At 74.2% G+C, this 15,018-nt stretch carries 15 protein-coding genes; 10 read left to right on the top strand and 5 right to left on the bottom strand.

Annotated elements, in window-relative coordinates:
- Window positions 1-49: 49 nt before the first annotated feature.
- Window positions 50-1,102, top strand: a complete 1,053-nt coding sequence (locus ACVWW9_RS11800) for an FUSC family protein (protein ID WP_456515670.1) — start codon at window positions 50-52, stop codon at window positions 1,100-1,102.
- On the opposite strand, the gene ACVWW9_RS11795 is transcribed toward ACVWW9_RS11800, so the two are convergent.
- On the bottom strand, window positions 1,060-1,575 hold the full coding sequence (locus tag ACVWW9_RS11795; RefSeq protein ID WP_354260930.1) for a hypothetical protein: 516 nt from the start codon (window positions 1,573-1,575) through the stop codon (window positions 1,060-1,062). The two genes, ACVWW9_RS11800 and ACVWW9_RS11795, sit on opposite strands and share 43 nt — an antisense overlap.
- A 33-nt stretch (window positions 1,576-1,608) precedes the next feature.
- Here ACVWW9_RS11795 and ACVWW9_RS11790 point away from each other — a divergent pair, with 33 nt between their 5' ends.
- On the top strand, window positions 1,609-2,070 hold the full coding sequence (locus ACVWW9_RS11790) for an HD domain-containing protein (protein ID WP_456515669.1): 462 nt from the start codon (window positions 1,609-1,611) through the stop codon (window positions 2,068-2,070).
- A gap of 340 nt (window positions 2,071-2,410) precedes the next feature.
- Here the strand turns inward: ACVWW9_RS11790 and ACVWW9_RS11785 are convergent, their stop codons facing one another.
- Genes ACVWW9_RS11785 through ACVWW9_RS11770 form a run of 4 tightly spaced genes read right to left on the bottom strand, consistent with a single transcriptional unit; the run spans window position 2,411 to window position 6,456 of the window.
- Window positions 2,411-3,478, bottom strand: a complete 1,068-nt coding sequence (locus ACVWW9_RS11785) for a lipid II:glycine glycyltransferase FemX (RefSeq protein ID WP_456515668.1) — start codon at window positions 3,476-3,478, stop codon at window positions 2,411-2,413.
- A gap of 49 nt (window positions 3,479-3,527) precedes the next feature.
- Complete coding sequence (locus tag ACVWW9_RS11780; RefSeq protein ID WP_456515667.1) at window positions 3,528-4,580, bottom strand: lipid II:glycine glycyltransferase FemX; 1,053 nt, start codon at window positions 4,578-4,580, stop codon at window positions 3,528-3,530.
- Window positions 4,577-5,647, bottom strand: coding sequence for a lipid II:glycine glycyltransferase FemX (locus ACVWW9_RS11775; RefSeq protein ID WP_456515666.1), 1,071 nt, complete (start codon window positions 5,645-5,647; stop codon window positions 4,577-4,579). Before ACVWW9_RS11775 ends, ACVWW9_RS11780 begins: the two co-directional genes overlap by 4 nt.
- Window positions 5,648-5,679: 32 nt before the next feature.
- Window positions 5,680-6,456 carry an EI24 domain-containing protein gene (locus tag ACVWW9_RS11770; protein ID WP_456515665.1) on the bottom strand — a complete coding sequence of 259 codons (777 nt, stop codon included), beginning with the start codon at window positions 6,454-6,456 and terminating at the stop codon, window positions 5,680-5,682.
- Between the two features lie 61 nt (window positions 6,457-6,517).
- Between ACVWW9_RS11770 and ACVWW9_RS11765 the strand changes: the two genes are divergently transcribed.
- The 8 genes from ACVWW9_RS11765 (at window position 6,518) to metE (ending at window position 15,012) form a co-directional block, all read left to right on the top strand.
- Window positions 6,518-7,549, top strand: coding sequence for a DMT family transporter (locus ACVWW9_RS11765; RefSeq protein WP_456515664.1), 1,032 nt, complete (start codon window positions 6,518-6,520; stop codon window positions 7,547-7,549).
- Entirely contained in the window at window positions 7,512-8,393 is an 882-nt protein-coding gene (locus ACVWW9_RS11760; RefSeq protein ID WP_456515663.1) for an SDR family oxidoreductase, read from the top strand. Before ACVWW9_RS11765 ends, ACVWW9_RS11760 begins: the two co-directional genes overlap by 38 nt.
- Window positions 8,393-8,650 (top strand): DUF7218 family protein, encoded by a 258-nt coding sequence (locus tag ACVWW9_RS11755; RefSeq protein ID WP_456515662.1) that lies wholly within the window; start codon window positions 8,393-8,395, stop codon window positions 8,648-8,650. Before ACVWW9_RS11760 ends, ACVWW9_RS11755 begins: the two co-directional genes overlap by 1 nt.
- A gap of 22 nt (window positions 8,651-8,672) precedes the next feature.
- Complete coding sequence (locus tag ACVWW9_RS11750; protein WP_456515661.1) at window positions 8,673-9,164, top strand: DUF6328 family protein; 492 nt, start codon at window positions 8,673-8,675, stop codon at window positions 9,162-9,164.
- A gap of 88 nt (window positions 9,165-9,252) precedes the next feature.
- Complete coding sequence (locus ACVWW9_RS11745) at window positions 9,253-10,452, top strand: MalY/PatB family protein (RefSeq protein ID WP_456515660.1); 1,200 nt, start codon at window positions 9,253-9,255, stop codon at window positions 10,450-10,452.
- Window positions 10,449-11,792 (top strand): O-acetylhomoserine aminocarboxypropyltransferase/cysteine synthase family protein, encoded by a 1,344-nt coding sequence (locus ACVWW9_RS11740; protein ID WP_456515659.1) that lies wholly within the window; start codon window positions 10,449-10,451, stop codon window positions 11,790-11,792. The genes ACVWW9_RS11745 and ACVWW9_RS11740 overlap by 4 nt, the downstream gene beginning before the upstream one ends.
- Window positions 11,789-12,745 (top strand): methylenetetrahydrofolate reductase, encoded by a 957-nt coding sequence (locus ACVWW9_RS11735; RefSeq protein ID WP_456515658.1) that lies wholly within the window; start codon window positions 11,789-11,791, stop codon window positions 12,743-12,745. The genes ACVWW9_RS11740 and ACVWW9_RS11735 overlap by 4 nt, the downstream gene beginning before the upstream one ends.
- Complete coding sequence (metE, locus tag ACVWW9_RS11730) at window positions 12,742-15,012, top strand: 5-methyltetrahydropteroyltriglutamate--homocysteine S-methyltransferase (protein WP_456515657.1); 2,271 nt, start codon at window positions 12,742-12,744, stop codon at window positions 15,010-15,012. Before ACVWW9_RS11735 ends, metE begins: the two co-directional genes overlap by 4 nt.
- Window positions 15,013-15,018 lie beyond the last annotated feature (6 nt).

The raw sequence follows: 15,018 nt of genomic DNA, 5'->3' as shown, positions 1-15,018 counted from the left end.
AACACCGCCGCAGCCGGGAAGCCGCCCAGGCGCGCGATACCGTTGGGCCATGCGGTGGCTGGGACGGCTCATGGTCGAGCAGCAGGCGCCGTGGCTCCAGGTCGTGAAGATGCTCGTCGCGATCGTGGTCTCGTGGGTCGCGAGCTCGCTGCTGCTCGGCACCGAGCTGCCGATCTTCGCCGCGATCGCCGCGCTGCTCGTCGTCGCGCCGAGCGTGCACCAGTCGATCGGCAAGGGGCTCGAGCGGTCGGCCGGCGTGCTCGGCGGCGTCGTGCTCGCGTGGCTCGCGAGCCTCGCGCTGCCGTCCGGGCCGCTCGTCGTGCTCGCGGTCACGCTCGTCGCGGTGCTCGTCGCCCGGCTGCTGCGGCTCGCGCCGATGGCGGCGAACCAGCTGCCGATCAGCGCGATGATCCTGCTCGCGCTCGGCGCGGGCGCGGGGCCGCTGTTCGGCTTCGAGCGGGTGGTCGAGACGCTCATCGGCGCGGCGTGCGCGCTGCTCATCAACCTCGTCGTCGTGCCGCCGGTGCAGCACGAGCCGGCCGAGCGGGCGATGCGCGAGACGGCGTACGCGGTCGCCGAGGCCTACGACCGCGTCGCCGGCGCGCTCGCCTCCCACGACGCCGTCGACGGCGAGCGGCTGCTCGCGGACGCGAGAGCGCTGCGCGCGTACGTGCAGCGCACCCGGTCGGCGATGGACGCGCTCGAGGAGTCCACGCGGCTCAACCTGCGTGCGCGTGCGCTGCGCGAGCGGATCGACCGCGACGAGCGGCTGCTGCTCACGCTCACGGTGCTCGTGAACCGCGTCATCGGCATGTCGCGCACCGTCGCCGACCGGTTCGACGCATCCGTCGCCGACGACCCGATCGTGCACCGGGTCGGCACCGAGTCGCGGCGCATCGCGCACGGCGTGCGCATGCTCGTCGACCGCCACGCGCTCGAGGACGGCCGCACGACCACGATGCCCGCGGTCGACGGGCCGGCGCTCACGACGCCCATCGCGGTGCCGCAGCCGCACCCCACGCACTGGGTGCTCATCGGCGCCCTGCTCGAGGACGTGCGTCAGGCGCGCGAGTCGCTCGAGGCCGACGGGGCGGGCGAGTAGGGCGTCAGCCACTGCAGCCGCCAGAACTCGTCGGCCGAGAGCTCGAAGGAGTGCGTGTCGATCGCGACGGCGCGGCGCACCGCGTCCGGGTCGAGGTGGGGACGCGCGAGGATCGACACCGCGCTCTGCCGCAGCACCGCCGAGCGCCCGTAGTGGATCGCCAGGATGTCCGCGGTCGCAGGGGTGTCGGAGACCACGTACGCGCTCGAGAGCAGGCGCGAGCGGCCGAGCATGCGCCACGAGAAGTGCCGGCCGGCCCACGCCGCCTCGGCGATCACCTCGCGGTCGCCCTTGTCGGGACGGTGGTACTCGTACACCTCGCGCAGCTGCAGCGGCGAGCTGCGCACGAGCTCGAACGTCAGCCGCGGGTTCTTGCGCTCCGGGTGCGTCCAGTACGGGAACGTGGTCGCTCGGATCGCCCACGTGCCGCGCAGCAGGCGCGCCAGCTCGGCGGGATCAGCGACGCGTGACATGGCCCCAGGATAACCACCGGATACGCTCGCGTCATGGCGAGTGAGGACCTGGAGCGCGCGATCGCGGTCGCGGCGCGGGCGTTCGACGGCCGCGTCGACCGGCAGGGGCAGCCCTACGTCGCCCACGCGATCCGCGTGATGCTCGACGTCGACACCGACGACGAGCGGGCCGTCGCGATGCTCCACGACGTGTTCGAGTGGGGCACCGTGACGCTGCGGCAGTTCCACGCGGCGAAGTTCCCGAAGCGCATCGTCGACGCCGTCGACGCGCTCACCAAGCGGCACGGCGAGTCGACGGCGGAGCACGTCGAGCGCGTGCGCGGGAGCGAGCTCGCGGCGACCGTCAAGGTCGCCGACCTGCGCGACAACGCCCTCGAGTGGCGGCTCGACGCGCTCGACGGCGCGACGCGCGACCGGCTGGTGGGGATGTACCGCGAGACCGCGACGCTGCTCGGCACGAGCCTCGACGAGATCTGCGGCCGCCCCGTCAGCTGAGGCGGCGTTCCCTGCACCCGCGCCCTAGGCACAACGCAAGCCCGAGCCGCTGATCCAGCGGCTGCAGCGCGCGGCAGCCTCCACAGCGGCGGAACCCAGCGCGCGGGCTTGCGTCGTGCGGGAGCACGGCGCGCGTCATGCGCTCGCCACTGCATCGACCGTGGTCCGCTCGAACCAGCGTGGCGGCTCCTCCTGCACGGAGGACCCTGGGCACAACGCAAGCCTGGGGTGCCGATCCAGCGGTCCGCGGTGCACAGCAGCCTCGACAGCGGCGGGAGCCGGTCGGGGGGCTTGCGTTGTGCGCCCGCCGCGAGGCGAGGGGTGGGAGGTGGAGGGGCGGCTACCAGATGCCGAAGGGCCGGCGCCGCACGCGGCGCTCGATCGGCAGCAGCAGGCGCAGGAACAGCCGGTAGCGGCGCGCGTCGAGCACGAGGTCGTGGCTCGGCAGGTGGTCGACGATCGGGCCGAAGACGCGCTTGAACACGCCTGGCCCGTGCAGCCGGTGCGAGGGATCGTCGGCGAGCCACGACGGCGGCGTCGCGTAGGCGTCGTACACCTCGGCGCCCTGCTCCTTGAACCACTGCATCGCGCGCCAGCGGATGAGGTGCGCGCCGCCGCGGATGGCGCGGTCGGGCACCGAGCCGCCGTCCTTCGCAAGCGCGTAGCGGCCGAACCGGATCATGAAGGCGGATGCCTGCGGCCCGTCGTGCGCGCCGTCGTACCCGAACCAGAAGTGGCCGCTCCCCTGCGCGACGGCGGCGCTCCAGAGCGTGCGGTAGTACTCGTAGGGCTTCATGCCCTCGACGCCCTTGCCGCCAGAGACCGTCTGCATGAGCTGGTGCATCGTGCGGTAGGTGTCCTCGCCGGGCTCGACCTTCTCGACGCGGTAGCCGTTGCGCTCCGCGTAGCGGATGTGGTTGCGCAGGCTCTTCTTGAAGCCCGCGAAGATCGTCTCGACGTCGGGCGTGAGGTCGACGAGCACGGTGTGCGTGTTCTGCTGGATCGAGTTCGCGGCGCGATAGCCCGCCGTCTCGAGCACCGCGCGGTGCTCGGGCGTGTCGACGACGAACGGCTCGACCTTGACGGCGAAGACGCCCTTCGCGGCGCCGTCCCTGGCGGCGCGGAAGGCATCGGCGATGCCGCCGAGCTGCTCGAACGACGCGCCCGGCCCGGTCGCGAAGTACCAGAAGCGGCCGGCGAGCGAGCGGTGCTCGAGCGCGAGCGCGTGCACCGTCTCGGGACCCTCGAGCACGAGGTGGCGCGGGTGCAGCCGCTCGGTGCGCTTGAGCGTCGCGTAGGCGGCGCTCTGCGTCCACTGGCCGCCGTCCGGGTTCTGCAGCACCAGCGCATCCCAGTCCGCGATCTCCGCCGCGGTCGCGTCCCGCAGCGTCCAGCGCGTGCTCGCCATGCTCACCGCTCCCCCATCTCCATCCATCGTCATCACCGCAGACCCGTCGTCACCACAGGCCCGTGTAGCGGCGCTTCACGCGCCACTCGACCGGCCGCACGGCCTTCCGCCAGACCTGCTGGGCGCGAGGCCGCAGCAGCACGTCGTGGCTCGGCGCGAAGTCGCTGATCTCGCCGAACTGCTGCTTGAAGCGCGCGAGCCCCGCCATCCAGTGGTCGGGGTCGTCCTTCGCCCACGTCGGCGGCGCACCCATCATGTCGAGACCGCTGAAGCCGCGCTCGCGGTAGTGCCGCACGCGCGTCCAGCGGCCGAGGTGCGCACCGCCCTCGATGAGGCGGTCGGGGCGCGAGCCCTCGTCCTTGTCGATCACGGTGCGGCCGAACGGGATCGTGAAGGTCACCGTCTGGGGCCCGTCGCCGCCGTCGTGCCCGAGCCACCAGTCGGCCTGGCCGCGGCTCGTGAACGCCCGCCAGATCGTCTTGTAGTAGTCCTCGTCGCGCATGCCGGCGAGACCCTTGCCGCCGCGGATGGTCTGCATCCGCTCCCACGCGAGGTCGAACAGCGCCTCGTCGCCCTCGACGCGCTCGATCGTGAAGCCGTCGCGCTCGGCGCGGCGGATGAGCTTGCGCGCCGTCTTCGAGAACGACCCGAAGATCTCCTCCTCGGTGCGCTCGAGGTCGATGACGACCGTGTGCGTGTGCAGCTGCACGTCCTCGGCCTGCGTGAGGCCGGCATCCGCGAGCATCGCGAGCGCCTCCGGGGTGCGCGGCAGCCGCGGCTCGACCTTGACCGAGATCAGGTTGGGGTGCTCGCGGCGCACGAAGGCGCGGATGGCGTCGACGACGGCGCGCATGTCGGGGTGCAGGGGCGCGCACGGGAAGTACCAGAAGCGGCCGATCCAGCCGTTCCGCTCGAGCGCGAGCGCGTAGACGGGGACCTCGGCCTCGAACACCAGGTGGTGCGTGCGGAACCCGTCCCAGCGCTTCAGCTCGGCGAAGGCGAGCGTCTGGGTGAACTGCCCGCCATCCGGGTTGGTGAGCACCAGCGCGTCCCAGTCGCGCAGCTCCGCGGGCGTCGCGGGGCGCAGTCGCATCTCGGTCATCGCAGCGTGTCCGGACCCTTGCGGATGCGCCACTCGACGCGGCGCACGACGCGCTCCCACAGCCGGTGCCGCAGCGGGTGCAGCACGAGGTCGAACGACGGCAGGAAGTCGGTGATCGGCCCGAAGCGCAGCTTGAACTGGGCGAGCCCGTAGAACGGATGCGTCTCGTCGTCGGCGCGGTCCGACGGCGGCGTGCCCGCGAGGTCGAAGGCGAGCGCACCCTCCTCGATGCAGTCCTGCATCGCCGTCCACAGCAGCAGCGCCGAGCCGCCGTTGATCTTGCGGTCCGGGCGCGAGCCGCCGTCCTTGTAGACGGCGGTGCGGCCGGCGGTCGTCACGAAGATGCCGGCCTGCGGCTCGTCGCCGTCGTCGTCGTAGCCGAAGTAGAAGCGGCCGGTGCCGGCCTCGGCGAACGCGCTCCAGAAGCGGTCGTAGTAGGCGCGCTCGCGCATGCCCGCCATGCCCTTGCCGCCCTGGACGGTGAGCATCATCGCGTGCATGCGATCGAACGTCTCCTGCGTCGCCTCGGGGCGCTCGACCCGGTAGCCCTTCTTCACGGCGCCGCGCACCTGGCGCCGGATCATCTGCGAGAACGAGGCGAACAGCGCCTCCTCGCCCTGCGCCAGGTCGAGCACGACCGTGTGCGTCATGACCTGCATGTCGCGGCTCTGCTCGAGCCCGAGCGCGCGCAGCTCGGCGATGCGGGCGTCGCTCCGCTCGAGGTGCGGCTCGATCTTCACGACCAGCAGCCCGGGCTGCTGGCGCGCGAACGCGCGCAGCCCCTCGACGACGGCGCCCATCTCGGTGGCGGTCGGGCCCATCGGCATGTACCAGTAGCGGCCGAGCGACACCCTGCCCTCGAGCGCGAGCGCGTGGATGCGCTCGATGCCCTCGGCGGTCGGCGCGTCGATGACGAGGAAGACGGGCTCGAGGCCGTCGATGCGCTTCGTCTCGGCGAACGCCGACGACTGCACCATGTGCCCGCCGTCGGGGTTGGCCAGGATGCGCGCGTCCCAATCGGCGATCTCGGCTGGGGACGCGCGTCGGACGGCAGCTGGAGCTGGCATGGAACCTCTCGGTCGGACGGGCGGGGTCCAGCCTACGGCGCGGGCTCGGGGGCGGCCGTCGGCTCGCCGCGGAGGTCGCGGACCAGCAGCGTGCCGCCGACGATCGCCGCGGGCGTCGCGACGACCGCGAGGCCCGGCACGAGCAGCAGCAGGTAGGCGACCATGCCGAAGCCGAGCGAGCGCCAGCGATGATCGGCCAGCAGCGCGCGGCGCTCGGCGAGCGTCATGCCGCGCGCGTCGCCGGCGATGCCCGTGAGCTCGCGCGCGAGCGCCCTGCCGCCGAGCACGGCGCCGACGGCGAGGCCGAGCACGCTGCCGATGAGCGGCACGAGGCCGACGAGGAAGACGACGAGCGCCGTGCCGATCGCCATGCCGATGAGCACGACGGCGTCGCGCAGCCCCTTGCCGACCCCGGGCCAGAAGCCGAGGTCGGGGGCCCCGTGCGCGGCCCCGAGCCGCGCGTCGACCGATCGCGAGATGCGCTCGTAGAAGGGCTCGCCCACCGCGAGCGTGATCGCCGCGAAGGTCAGCACGCACAGCACGACGGCGCCGGCGAGCAGGCCGAGCGCGAGGGCGGTGCGCAGCACGTCGGACCAGAGCCGATCCCAGCCGTCGGCGAACGGGGTGAGCGCCGTCGCCCATCCGCCCACCTGGAAGGCGAGCAGGATGAGCACGCCGAGCATCACGAGACCGACCAGCAGCGCGGGCACGGCGCCGAGCAGCATGAGGCGGGGGTCGCGCGACCAGGTGGCGAAGCCGCGCAGCAGGATGCCCGCGCCGGCGAGCAGCTCCGAGAGGGGTTGACGCATGCGGCCATGCTGGCATGCGTGCCGCTGCCCCCGCCTCGACCGCTGTTCGTAGGATCGAGCCATGCCGACCCGGACCGACACGAGCTCGGGCGCAGCGCGCCCGACGCACGCGATCGCCGTGCTGCTCGCCGCCGTGCTGTGGGGCACGACCGGCACCGTCGCGCACTTCGCGCCGGCCGGCGCCTCGCCGCTCGCGATCGGCCTCGCCACCTTCGGCATCGGCGGCCTCGTGCTCGCGGCCATCTCGCTGCGGCGCGTGCTCGCGGTGCTGCGCCGCCGCGCGCACCTCGGCTGGCTGCTCGCGGGTGCGGTCGGCGTGGTGCTGTACCCATCGGCGTACTACCCGTCGATGACGCTCGCCGGCGTCGCCGTCGGCAACGTCGTGGCGCTCGGCTCCGGCCCGATCTTCGCCGCGCTGCTCGAGTGGGCGGTCGACCGCCGCCGCCCCGACGCGCGCTGGGCGATCGCGACCGGGGTCGCCGTCGTCGGCATCGTGCTGCTGTCGCTCGGCGGGCACGGCGGCGCCGCGGCGGATGCATCCGCGGCCCCCGCCGGGGTCGGCCTCGCGCTCCTGGCCGGCTTCGGCTACGCCCTCTACGCCTTCGCGGGCGCGCGGCTCATCGCCGGCGGGGCGACCGCGACCGGCGCGATGGGCGCGCTCTTCCTCACCGGCGGGCTCGCGTGCCTGGCGTGGCTCGCCGTCGTCGGGCTCGGCCCGCTCTTCTCCCTCCAGGGTGGCGCGACGATCGCCTACCTCGCTCTCGTGCCGATGGCGCTCGCCTACCTCCTGTTCGGCTACGCGCTGCGCGCGCTCACGTCGTCGAGCGCGACGACCCTGGCGCTCGCGGAGCCCGTGGTGGCGACCCTGCTCGCGGTGCTCGTGGTCGGTGAGCGGCCCACGACGGTGGGCTGGGCTGGGCTCGCGGTCGTGGCGGTCGGCATCGCGCTGCTCGCCGTTCCCGCACCCAGCCGGGAGGTGACGCTCAGCCGACCGCGCGTAGGTTCGGGGTACAACCAGGCACGACCCGAACCCACTCACGGAGGAGCGTCAGAGCATGACCGACCAGGACCCCCGCACGAAGCACCACGCTGACGAGTTCCCGACGCAGCAGCAGCCCGAGCAGCCGGGCCTGACCGAGCCGATGGACCCCGCCCCCGACCACGGCGAGTCGAGCTGGACCGGCCGCGGGCGCCTGCAGGGGCGCCGCGCGCTCATCACCGGCGGCGACAGCGGCATCGGCCGCGCCGTCGCGGTCGCCTTCGCCCGCGAGGGCGCCGACGTCGCGATCGTCCACCTGCCGGAGGAGGCGGAGGACGCCGCCGAGACGGGCAGGCTCGTCGAGGAGGCCGGCCGCCGCTTCCACGCGATGGCGCTCGACCTCACCGAGGAGCAGTCCTGCATCGACGCCGTCGCCGGCGCCGTCGAGCAGCTCGGCGGGATCGACGTGCTCGTGAACAACGCCGCCTACCAGCGCCAGCGCGACGGCATCCAGCACATGCAGGTCGCCGAGGTCGACCGCGTGTTCCGTACGAACCTCGTCGCCGCGATCGTGCTGGCCCGCGAGGCCGTCCCGCACATGGGGCCGGGTGCATCCATCATCTCGACGACGTCGATCCAGGCGCAGGAGCCCTCCCCCGGCCTGCTCGACTACGCGATGACGAAGGCCGCGCTCGTCGCGTACACCGAGGCGCTCGCGCAGGAGCTGGGCGAGCGCGGCATCCGCGTGAACGCGGTCGCGCCGGGCCCGATCTGGACGCCGCTCATCCCCGCCACCGACTTCCCCGACGAGAAGGTCGAGCAGTTCGGCCAGGACACGCCGCTCGGCCGAGCCGGGCAGCCCGTCGAGCTCGCCGGCGCCTACGTCTACCTCGCGAGCGAGGAGGCATCGTACGTCTCCGGCGCCGTCGTGCCGGTGACCGGCGGTCGGGGCTTCTGATGCCGAACCCGAGCATCAAGGACGAGGAGCTGTACGAGAAGCTCAAGAGCGAGGGCAACTCATCGGAGAAGGCGGCGCGCATCGCCAACGCCGCGGCCAGGGACGGCCGGTCAAAGCTCGGCGAGCGCGGCGGCGACGCCGAGCGGTACGAGGACCGCACCGTGGCCGAGCTGCGCGACCGCGCGAAGGAGCTCGGCATCGAGGGCACCTCGACGCTGAAGAAGGCGGAGCTCATCGAGCGCCTGCGCGACCACTGAGAGCCGTGGCAGGATGCGTCGTGTGAGCGAGGGAGCGGGGCGCGACGAGCGCGGGCGCGACGAGACGCCCGAGGAGCGCGCCGACCGCAACTTCTCCGACATCCTGCAGGAGCTGCGGGTCGTGCTCACCGGCACGCAGCTCATCTCGGGCTTCCTGCTGGCCGTCGCCTTCCAGTCGCGGTTCGAGGACCTCGACGCGGATGAGATCCAGCACTACCTCGTGCTCGTCGCGATCGCGGCGCTCGCGACCCTGCTCGGCCTCACGCCCGTGCTCGTGCACCGCCTGCACTTCCAGCGCAGCATGAAGCAGCAGATCGTGCGCTTCTGCAACGTGCTGCTTATCGCCACGCTCGCGGTCGTGTCGATCCTCGTGATCGGCGTGACGAGCTTCATCTTCGAGGTCGTCGTCTCGGCTACAGCCGGGCTGTGGGCGAGCATCGCGTGCGCCGCGGCCGTCGTCGGGCTGTGGATCATCGCGTGGGCCGCCCGCCGGGGGGCGAGCAACGGGGACTGACCCCGCATGTCGCCGTGTTACCGGCGTGCTGGGCTTGGGCCCCGCGCCCCTGCTTGTCTGGCTCCGTCAGCACGACGGAGGGAGCAGCATGGACGGGCACTGTCGCGACGAGCACGCGTGGGACGCGATCCGCAGGGTCGACCTCGAGCGGCCGTCGAGCCGCAAGTGGAGCCTGCACCCCGGCACGATCGGCGCCTGGGTCGCCGAGATGGACTTCGGCACGGCCCCGGCGGTGCGCGAGGCGCTCGGCCGCGCGATCGCCGATGACGTGCTGGGCTACCTCTCCCCCTCGACCGCCGCGGAGCTCGGCGAGGCCGCCGCGGCGTGGCAGGCAAGGGAGCACGGCTGGCTCGTCGACCCGGAGCGCGTGCACGCGGTCTCCGACGTCATGGCCGCGCTCGGCGTCGCCGTCGAGGAGTACTCCCCCGCGGGCTCCGCCGTCATCGTGCCGACGCCCGCCTACATGCCGTTCCTCACCTACCTCGAGCGGCTGGGCCGCCGGGTGGTGGAGGTGCCCGGCGTCGTCGTGGACGGCCGCTGGCAGCACGACCTCGACGGGATCGACCGCGCGTTCGCCGCGGGCGCCGGCACGCTCGTGCTCTGCAACCCGCACAACCCCACCGGCACGGTGCTGCCGCGCGAGGAGCTCGAGGCGATCGCCCTGCTGGTCGAGCGCCACGGCGGGCGCGTCTTCGCCGACGAGATCCACGCCCCGATCCGCTTCGACGGTCGCGGCCACGTGCCCTACGCCTCCGTCTCCGAGGCCGCCGCGTCGCACACCATCACCGGCACGAGCGCCTCGAAGGCCTGGAACGTGCCCGGCCTCAAGGCCGCGCAGCTGATCACCTCGAACGACGCGGACGAGGCCGTCTACCGCCGCTTCGGCTTCGCGGTCGTGCACGGCGCGTCGACCCTCGGCGTCATCGCCGCGACCGCCGCCTACCGCGACGGCGGCGCGTGGCTCGAGGGCGCGATCGCCTACCTGCAGCGCAGCCGCGACCTGCTCGCGGCGCTCGTCGCCGAGCGGCTGCCGGCCGTGCGGTGGCGGCCGCCGGAGGCCACCTACCTCGCCTGGCTCGACCTCGGCGCGCTCGACCTCGGCCGCTGCGCCAACTCGCCGGCGTCGCTGCTGCTCGAGCGCGCGGGCGTGGCGCTCACCGACGGCGCGCTCTGCGGGACCGGCTTCGACGACCACGTGCGGCTCGTCTTCGCGACCCCCGCCCCCGTGCTCGAGGAGGCGGTCGACCGCATCGCGACGGCGCTCGTGCCCGCGGGGGTCGCACGATGAGCGGGTTCGGCTTCGAGACCCGGCAGGTGCACGCCGGCGCGATCGTCGACGCCGAGGCCGGCGCGCGCGTCACGCCGATCTACCAGAGCGCCGGCTATGTCTTCGACAGCTTCGACGACGGGGTCGAGCGCTTCGCCGGCCGCAGCGCCCGCCGCGCCTACTCGCGCAACGACAACCCCACGAACGTCGTCGCGGCGCGGCGCATCGCCGACCTGGAGGGCGGGGTCGACGGCGTGCTCGTCGCGAGCGGCCAGGCCGCGATCGCGATGGCGCTCAGCGCACTCGCGCAGGCGGGCGACCACATCCTCACCACCGACCGCCTGTACGAGGGCACGCGCGAGATGATCCGCGGTGCGCTGCGCCGGCAGGGCCTGGAGTTCGAGGCGCTGCCGATCGATGCCGACGAGGACGCCTGGGTCGCCGCCGTGCGGCCGAGCACCCGCGCGATCTACGCCGAGTCGATCGCGAACCCGCTCGGCGAGGTCGTCGACCTCGCGCTGCTCGGCCGCGTGTCGGCGCGCACCGGCGTGCCGCTCGTGGTCGACAACACGGTCGCGACCCCCTACCTGTGCCGGCCGATCGAGCATGGCGCGGCCGTCGTCATCCACTCGACCTCCAAGTGGCTCGGCGGCCACGGCTCGGTCATCGGCGGCGCGGTCGTCGACGGCGGCGGCTTCGACTGGACGGCCGCGGCCGCGCGCTTCCCGCACCTGCACGAGTCCCGCCCGCACGGCGCCCCGTCGTTCGCCGAGCGCTTCGGCGCCGCGGCCTACAGCGCCTACCTGCGCTCGGTCGTCGTGCTCGAGCACGGCCCGACCGTGCCGGCCTCGAGCGCGTTCCTGCTCCTGCACGGCATCGAGACGCTGTCGCTGCGGATGGAGCGGCACGTCGCGAACGCGGTGGCCGTGGCCGACGCGCTGCAGCGCCACCCCGCCGTCGCATGCGTGCACTACCCCGGCCGCGCCGACGGCCAGGCGGAGCGCGTCGCCCGGCTGCTCCCCGACGGCGCGGGATCCATCGTGTCGATCGACCTCGCGGGCGGCAGGGACGCGGCGCGCACGTTCCTCGACGGCCTGCGGCTCGTCAGCCAGATGACGCACATCGGCGACGTGCGCACGCTCGCGATCCACACCGGCAGCACCATCCACGGGAAGCTCGAGGACGCGGAGCGCGCAGAGCTCGGCATCACCGAGGGGCTCGTGCGCATCTCGGTGGGCATCGAGCTCGTCGACGACATCGTGGCGGACCTCGAGCAGGCGCTCGACGCGGTGCTCGCGGCCGGCGAGCGCGCCGCGACGCGGCGCTGGCCCGCCGCGCAGCTCGAGGCGGTGCACCCGTGAGCCGGCTGCGCTACTCGTTCGAGCTCTACCCGCCGCGCGACGAGGCCGCGAGGCTGCGCGTCGAGGCCGCGGTCGACGCGTTCGCCGCGCTCGAGCCGGAGTTCGTCTCGGTCACGTTCGGCGCCGCCGGCACCTCGACCTCGCACTCGCTCGACGTGCTGCAGCGCCTGCTCGACGGGGGCGCCAGCCCCATGGCGCACCTGACGTGCGCTGGCCTCGAGGTCGACGAGACCGGCAGGCTCGTGCGGCAGTTCCTCGACGCCGGCATCACGAAGTTCCTCGCGCTGCGGGGCGACCCGCCGCAGGGCGGCGCCGCCCGCCCCAGGCGCACGCTCGCCTCCGCCGCCGAGCTCGTGCAGCTCATCGGCCGCGTCGAGGCCGAGCGGATGCCGTACGCCGAGACGCCGCTGCCAGGGCTCCGCGCCCCGATCCTCGGCGAGCGGCGGGGCGCCGCCCTCGGTGCTCGCCGTGCGGCGACCGAGATCGCCGTCGCGGCGTTCCCCAACGGCCACCCGGGCGCTGGCACGCGGCGCAGCGACGTCGACGCGCTGCTCGCGAAGCAGTCGGCCGGCGCGACGATGGCCATCACGCAGCTGTTCTTCGACCCCTACGACTACGCGCGCTTCGTCGAGCTCGCGCGCTCCCGCGGCGTGACGATCCCGATCGTGCCCGGCGTCGTCGTGCCGACGACCGTCCGCCGGCTCATCCGCTCGGCCGAGCTCGCGGGCGAGGGCGTGCCGCGCGTGCTCGCGGAGCGGCTCGAGGCCGCGAGCCCCGAGGACGCGCGTCGGCTCGGCGTCGACGCCGCGGTCGCCCTCATCGGCGCGCTCGCCGAGCACGACCCCGGCGCCGTGCACCTCTACACGTTCAACGACCACCGCCCGGCGATCGACGTCCTCGCCGGCGTCGGCGCCCTCCCCCTGACCGCCCCCACCCCGACCGGAGCACCATGACCACCACTGCCCCCGCCTTCCCCGGCGGCACGATCCTCGGCTACCCGCGCATCGGCCGCCGCCGCGAGCTGAAGCGCGCGCTCGAGTCGCACTGGCGCGGCGCGATCGACGACGCCGCCTTCCACGAGGCGGCCCGCGCCAACCGGATCGCCGACCTGCAGCGGCTCGTCGCGCTCGGCCTGCGCGCCGACGACGCCTCGATCCCGGTCGAGGGGGCGCACTACGACCACGTGCTGGATGCGACCCTGACCTTCGGAGCGGTGCCCGCCCGCCTGCGCGGGCGCCTGCCGTCCGGCCTCGCGGGCGAGTGGCTGCTCGCGCGCGGCGCCGGCGACGACGTGCCGCTCGAGATGACGAAGTGGCTCGACTCGAACTACCACTACCTCGTGCCGGAGCTCGACGCCGCGTCGACCTTCGCGCTCGCGGACACGCGCATCGTCGATCGCTTCGTCGAGGCCGGCGAGGCGGGCGTGCACGCGCGGCCGGTCGTCGTCGGCCCCGCGACCTACCTCGCGCTCGCCAAGGGCACCGGGGTCCGCCCGCTCGACCTCGCCGACCGGCTCGTGCCCGCCTACGCGGCGCTCGCCGCCGCGCTCGCCGCCGCGGGCGCCACCTGGATCCAGCTCGACGAGCCGGCGCTCGTCGCCGACCACGAGGACGCGACGCTCGCAGAGCTGCAGGCCATCGCGCGCGCCGGCATCGAGGCCGCGCGGGCGGCCGGCCTGCGCGTGCTCCTGCACGTCGGCCACGGCGACGCGGCCGGCCGGGTCGAGCCGCTCGCCGACGCGGTCGACGCGCTCGCCGTCGACCTCGTGCGCGGCACGGCCCCCGCGACCGACGGCGTGCAGCTCGTCGCCGGCGTCGTGCACGGCCGCAACGTCTGGCGCACCGACCTCGACGCCGCGCTCGAGGCGCTGCGCGCGCTCGCCGAGCGCGGTCCCGTCTCGGTCGGCACGAGCACCACGCTGCTGCACGTGCCCCACGACCTCGACGCCGAGGCGGCGCTCGAGCCGCGGCTGCGGTCGTGGCTCGCCTTCGCCGACCAGAAGGTCGCGGAGGTCGCGGCGCTCGCCGCCGCGCTCGGGGGCGACGTCGACGAGGCCGCGTTCGCCGCCTCCCGCGCGGCCATCGACGACCGGCGGGAAGCCCCGGGCGTGCACGACGGCGCGGTGCGCGAGCGCCTCGCCGCGCTGCCCGCCGACGCCCGCACGCGCAGCCCCTACGCCGATCGGGCCGCGCAGCAGCGGGCCGCGCTCGACCTGCCGCCGCTGCCGACCACCACGATCGGCTCGTTCCCGCAGACGGGCGACATCCGCACCGCCCGGGCGCGCAACGCCCGCGGCGAGCTCGACGACGCCGGCTACGCCGAGGTGCTGCGCGACGAGGTGCGCCGCGTCGTCGCGCTGCAGGAGGAGCTCGGCCTCGACGTGCTCGTGCACGGCGAGCCCGAGCGCAACGACATGGTGCAGTACTTCGCCGAGCACTTCGACGGCTTCGCGCCGACGCAGCACGGCTGGGTGCAGTCCTACGGCTCGCGCGCGACGCGGCCGTCGATCCTGTGGGGCGACGTGGCGCGCCCGGAGGCGTTCACGGTCGAGTGGATCGCCTTCGCGCAGTCGCTCACCGACCGCCCCGTGAAGGGCATGCTCACGGGACCCGTGACGATCCTCGCGTGGTCGTTCGTCCGCGACGACCAGCCGCTCGGCGAGACGGCCGATCAGGTGGCGCTCGCGCTCGCCGACGAGATCGCCGACCTCGAGGCGGCCGGCATCCGGATCGTGCAGGTCGACGAGCCGGCGCTGCGCGAGCTGCTGCCGCTGCGGCGCGAGGCGCGGCCCGCCTACCTGGACTGGTCCGTCGGCGCGTTCCGGCTCGCCACCGCCGCGGCCGCGCCCGCGACGCAGATCCACACGCACCTCTGCTACTCCGAGTTCAACACCGTCGTCGACGCGATCGACGGCCTCGACGCCGACGTCACGAGCATCGAGGCGGCCCGCTCGAAGATGGAGGTCGTCGACGCGCTCGCCGAGCACGGCTTCGGGCGCGGGATCGGCCCGGGCGTCTACGACATCCACTCCCCCCGCGTCCCGGCGGCCGCAGAGCTCGACGAGCTGCTCTCGATCGCGACCGGCGCCATCGCGGACGAGCTGCTGTGGGTGAACCCCGACTGCGGGCTCAAGACCCGCGGCTACGCCGAGACCGTCGAGAGCCTCGGCAACCTCGTCGAGGCCGCCCGCCGTGCTCGCGCGGCAGTCGCCGTGCCGTGAGCGGCG

The organism is Agrococcus sp. UYP33 (assembly GCF_054060915.1).
The sequence above is the reverse complement of the archived record's forward strand: the minus strand, read 5'-3'. Positions and strand labels throughout refer to the sequence as shown.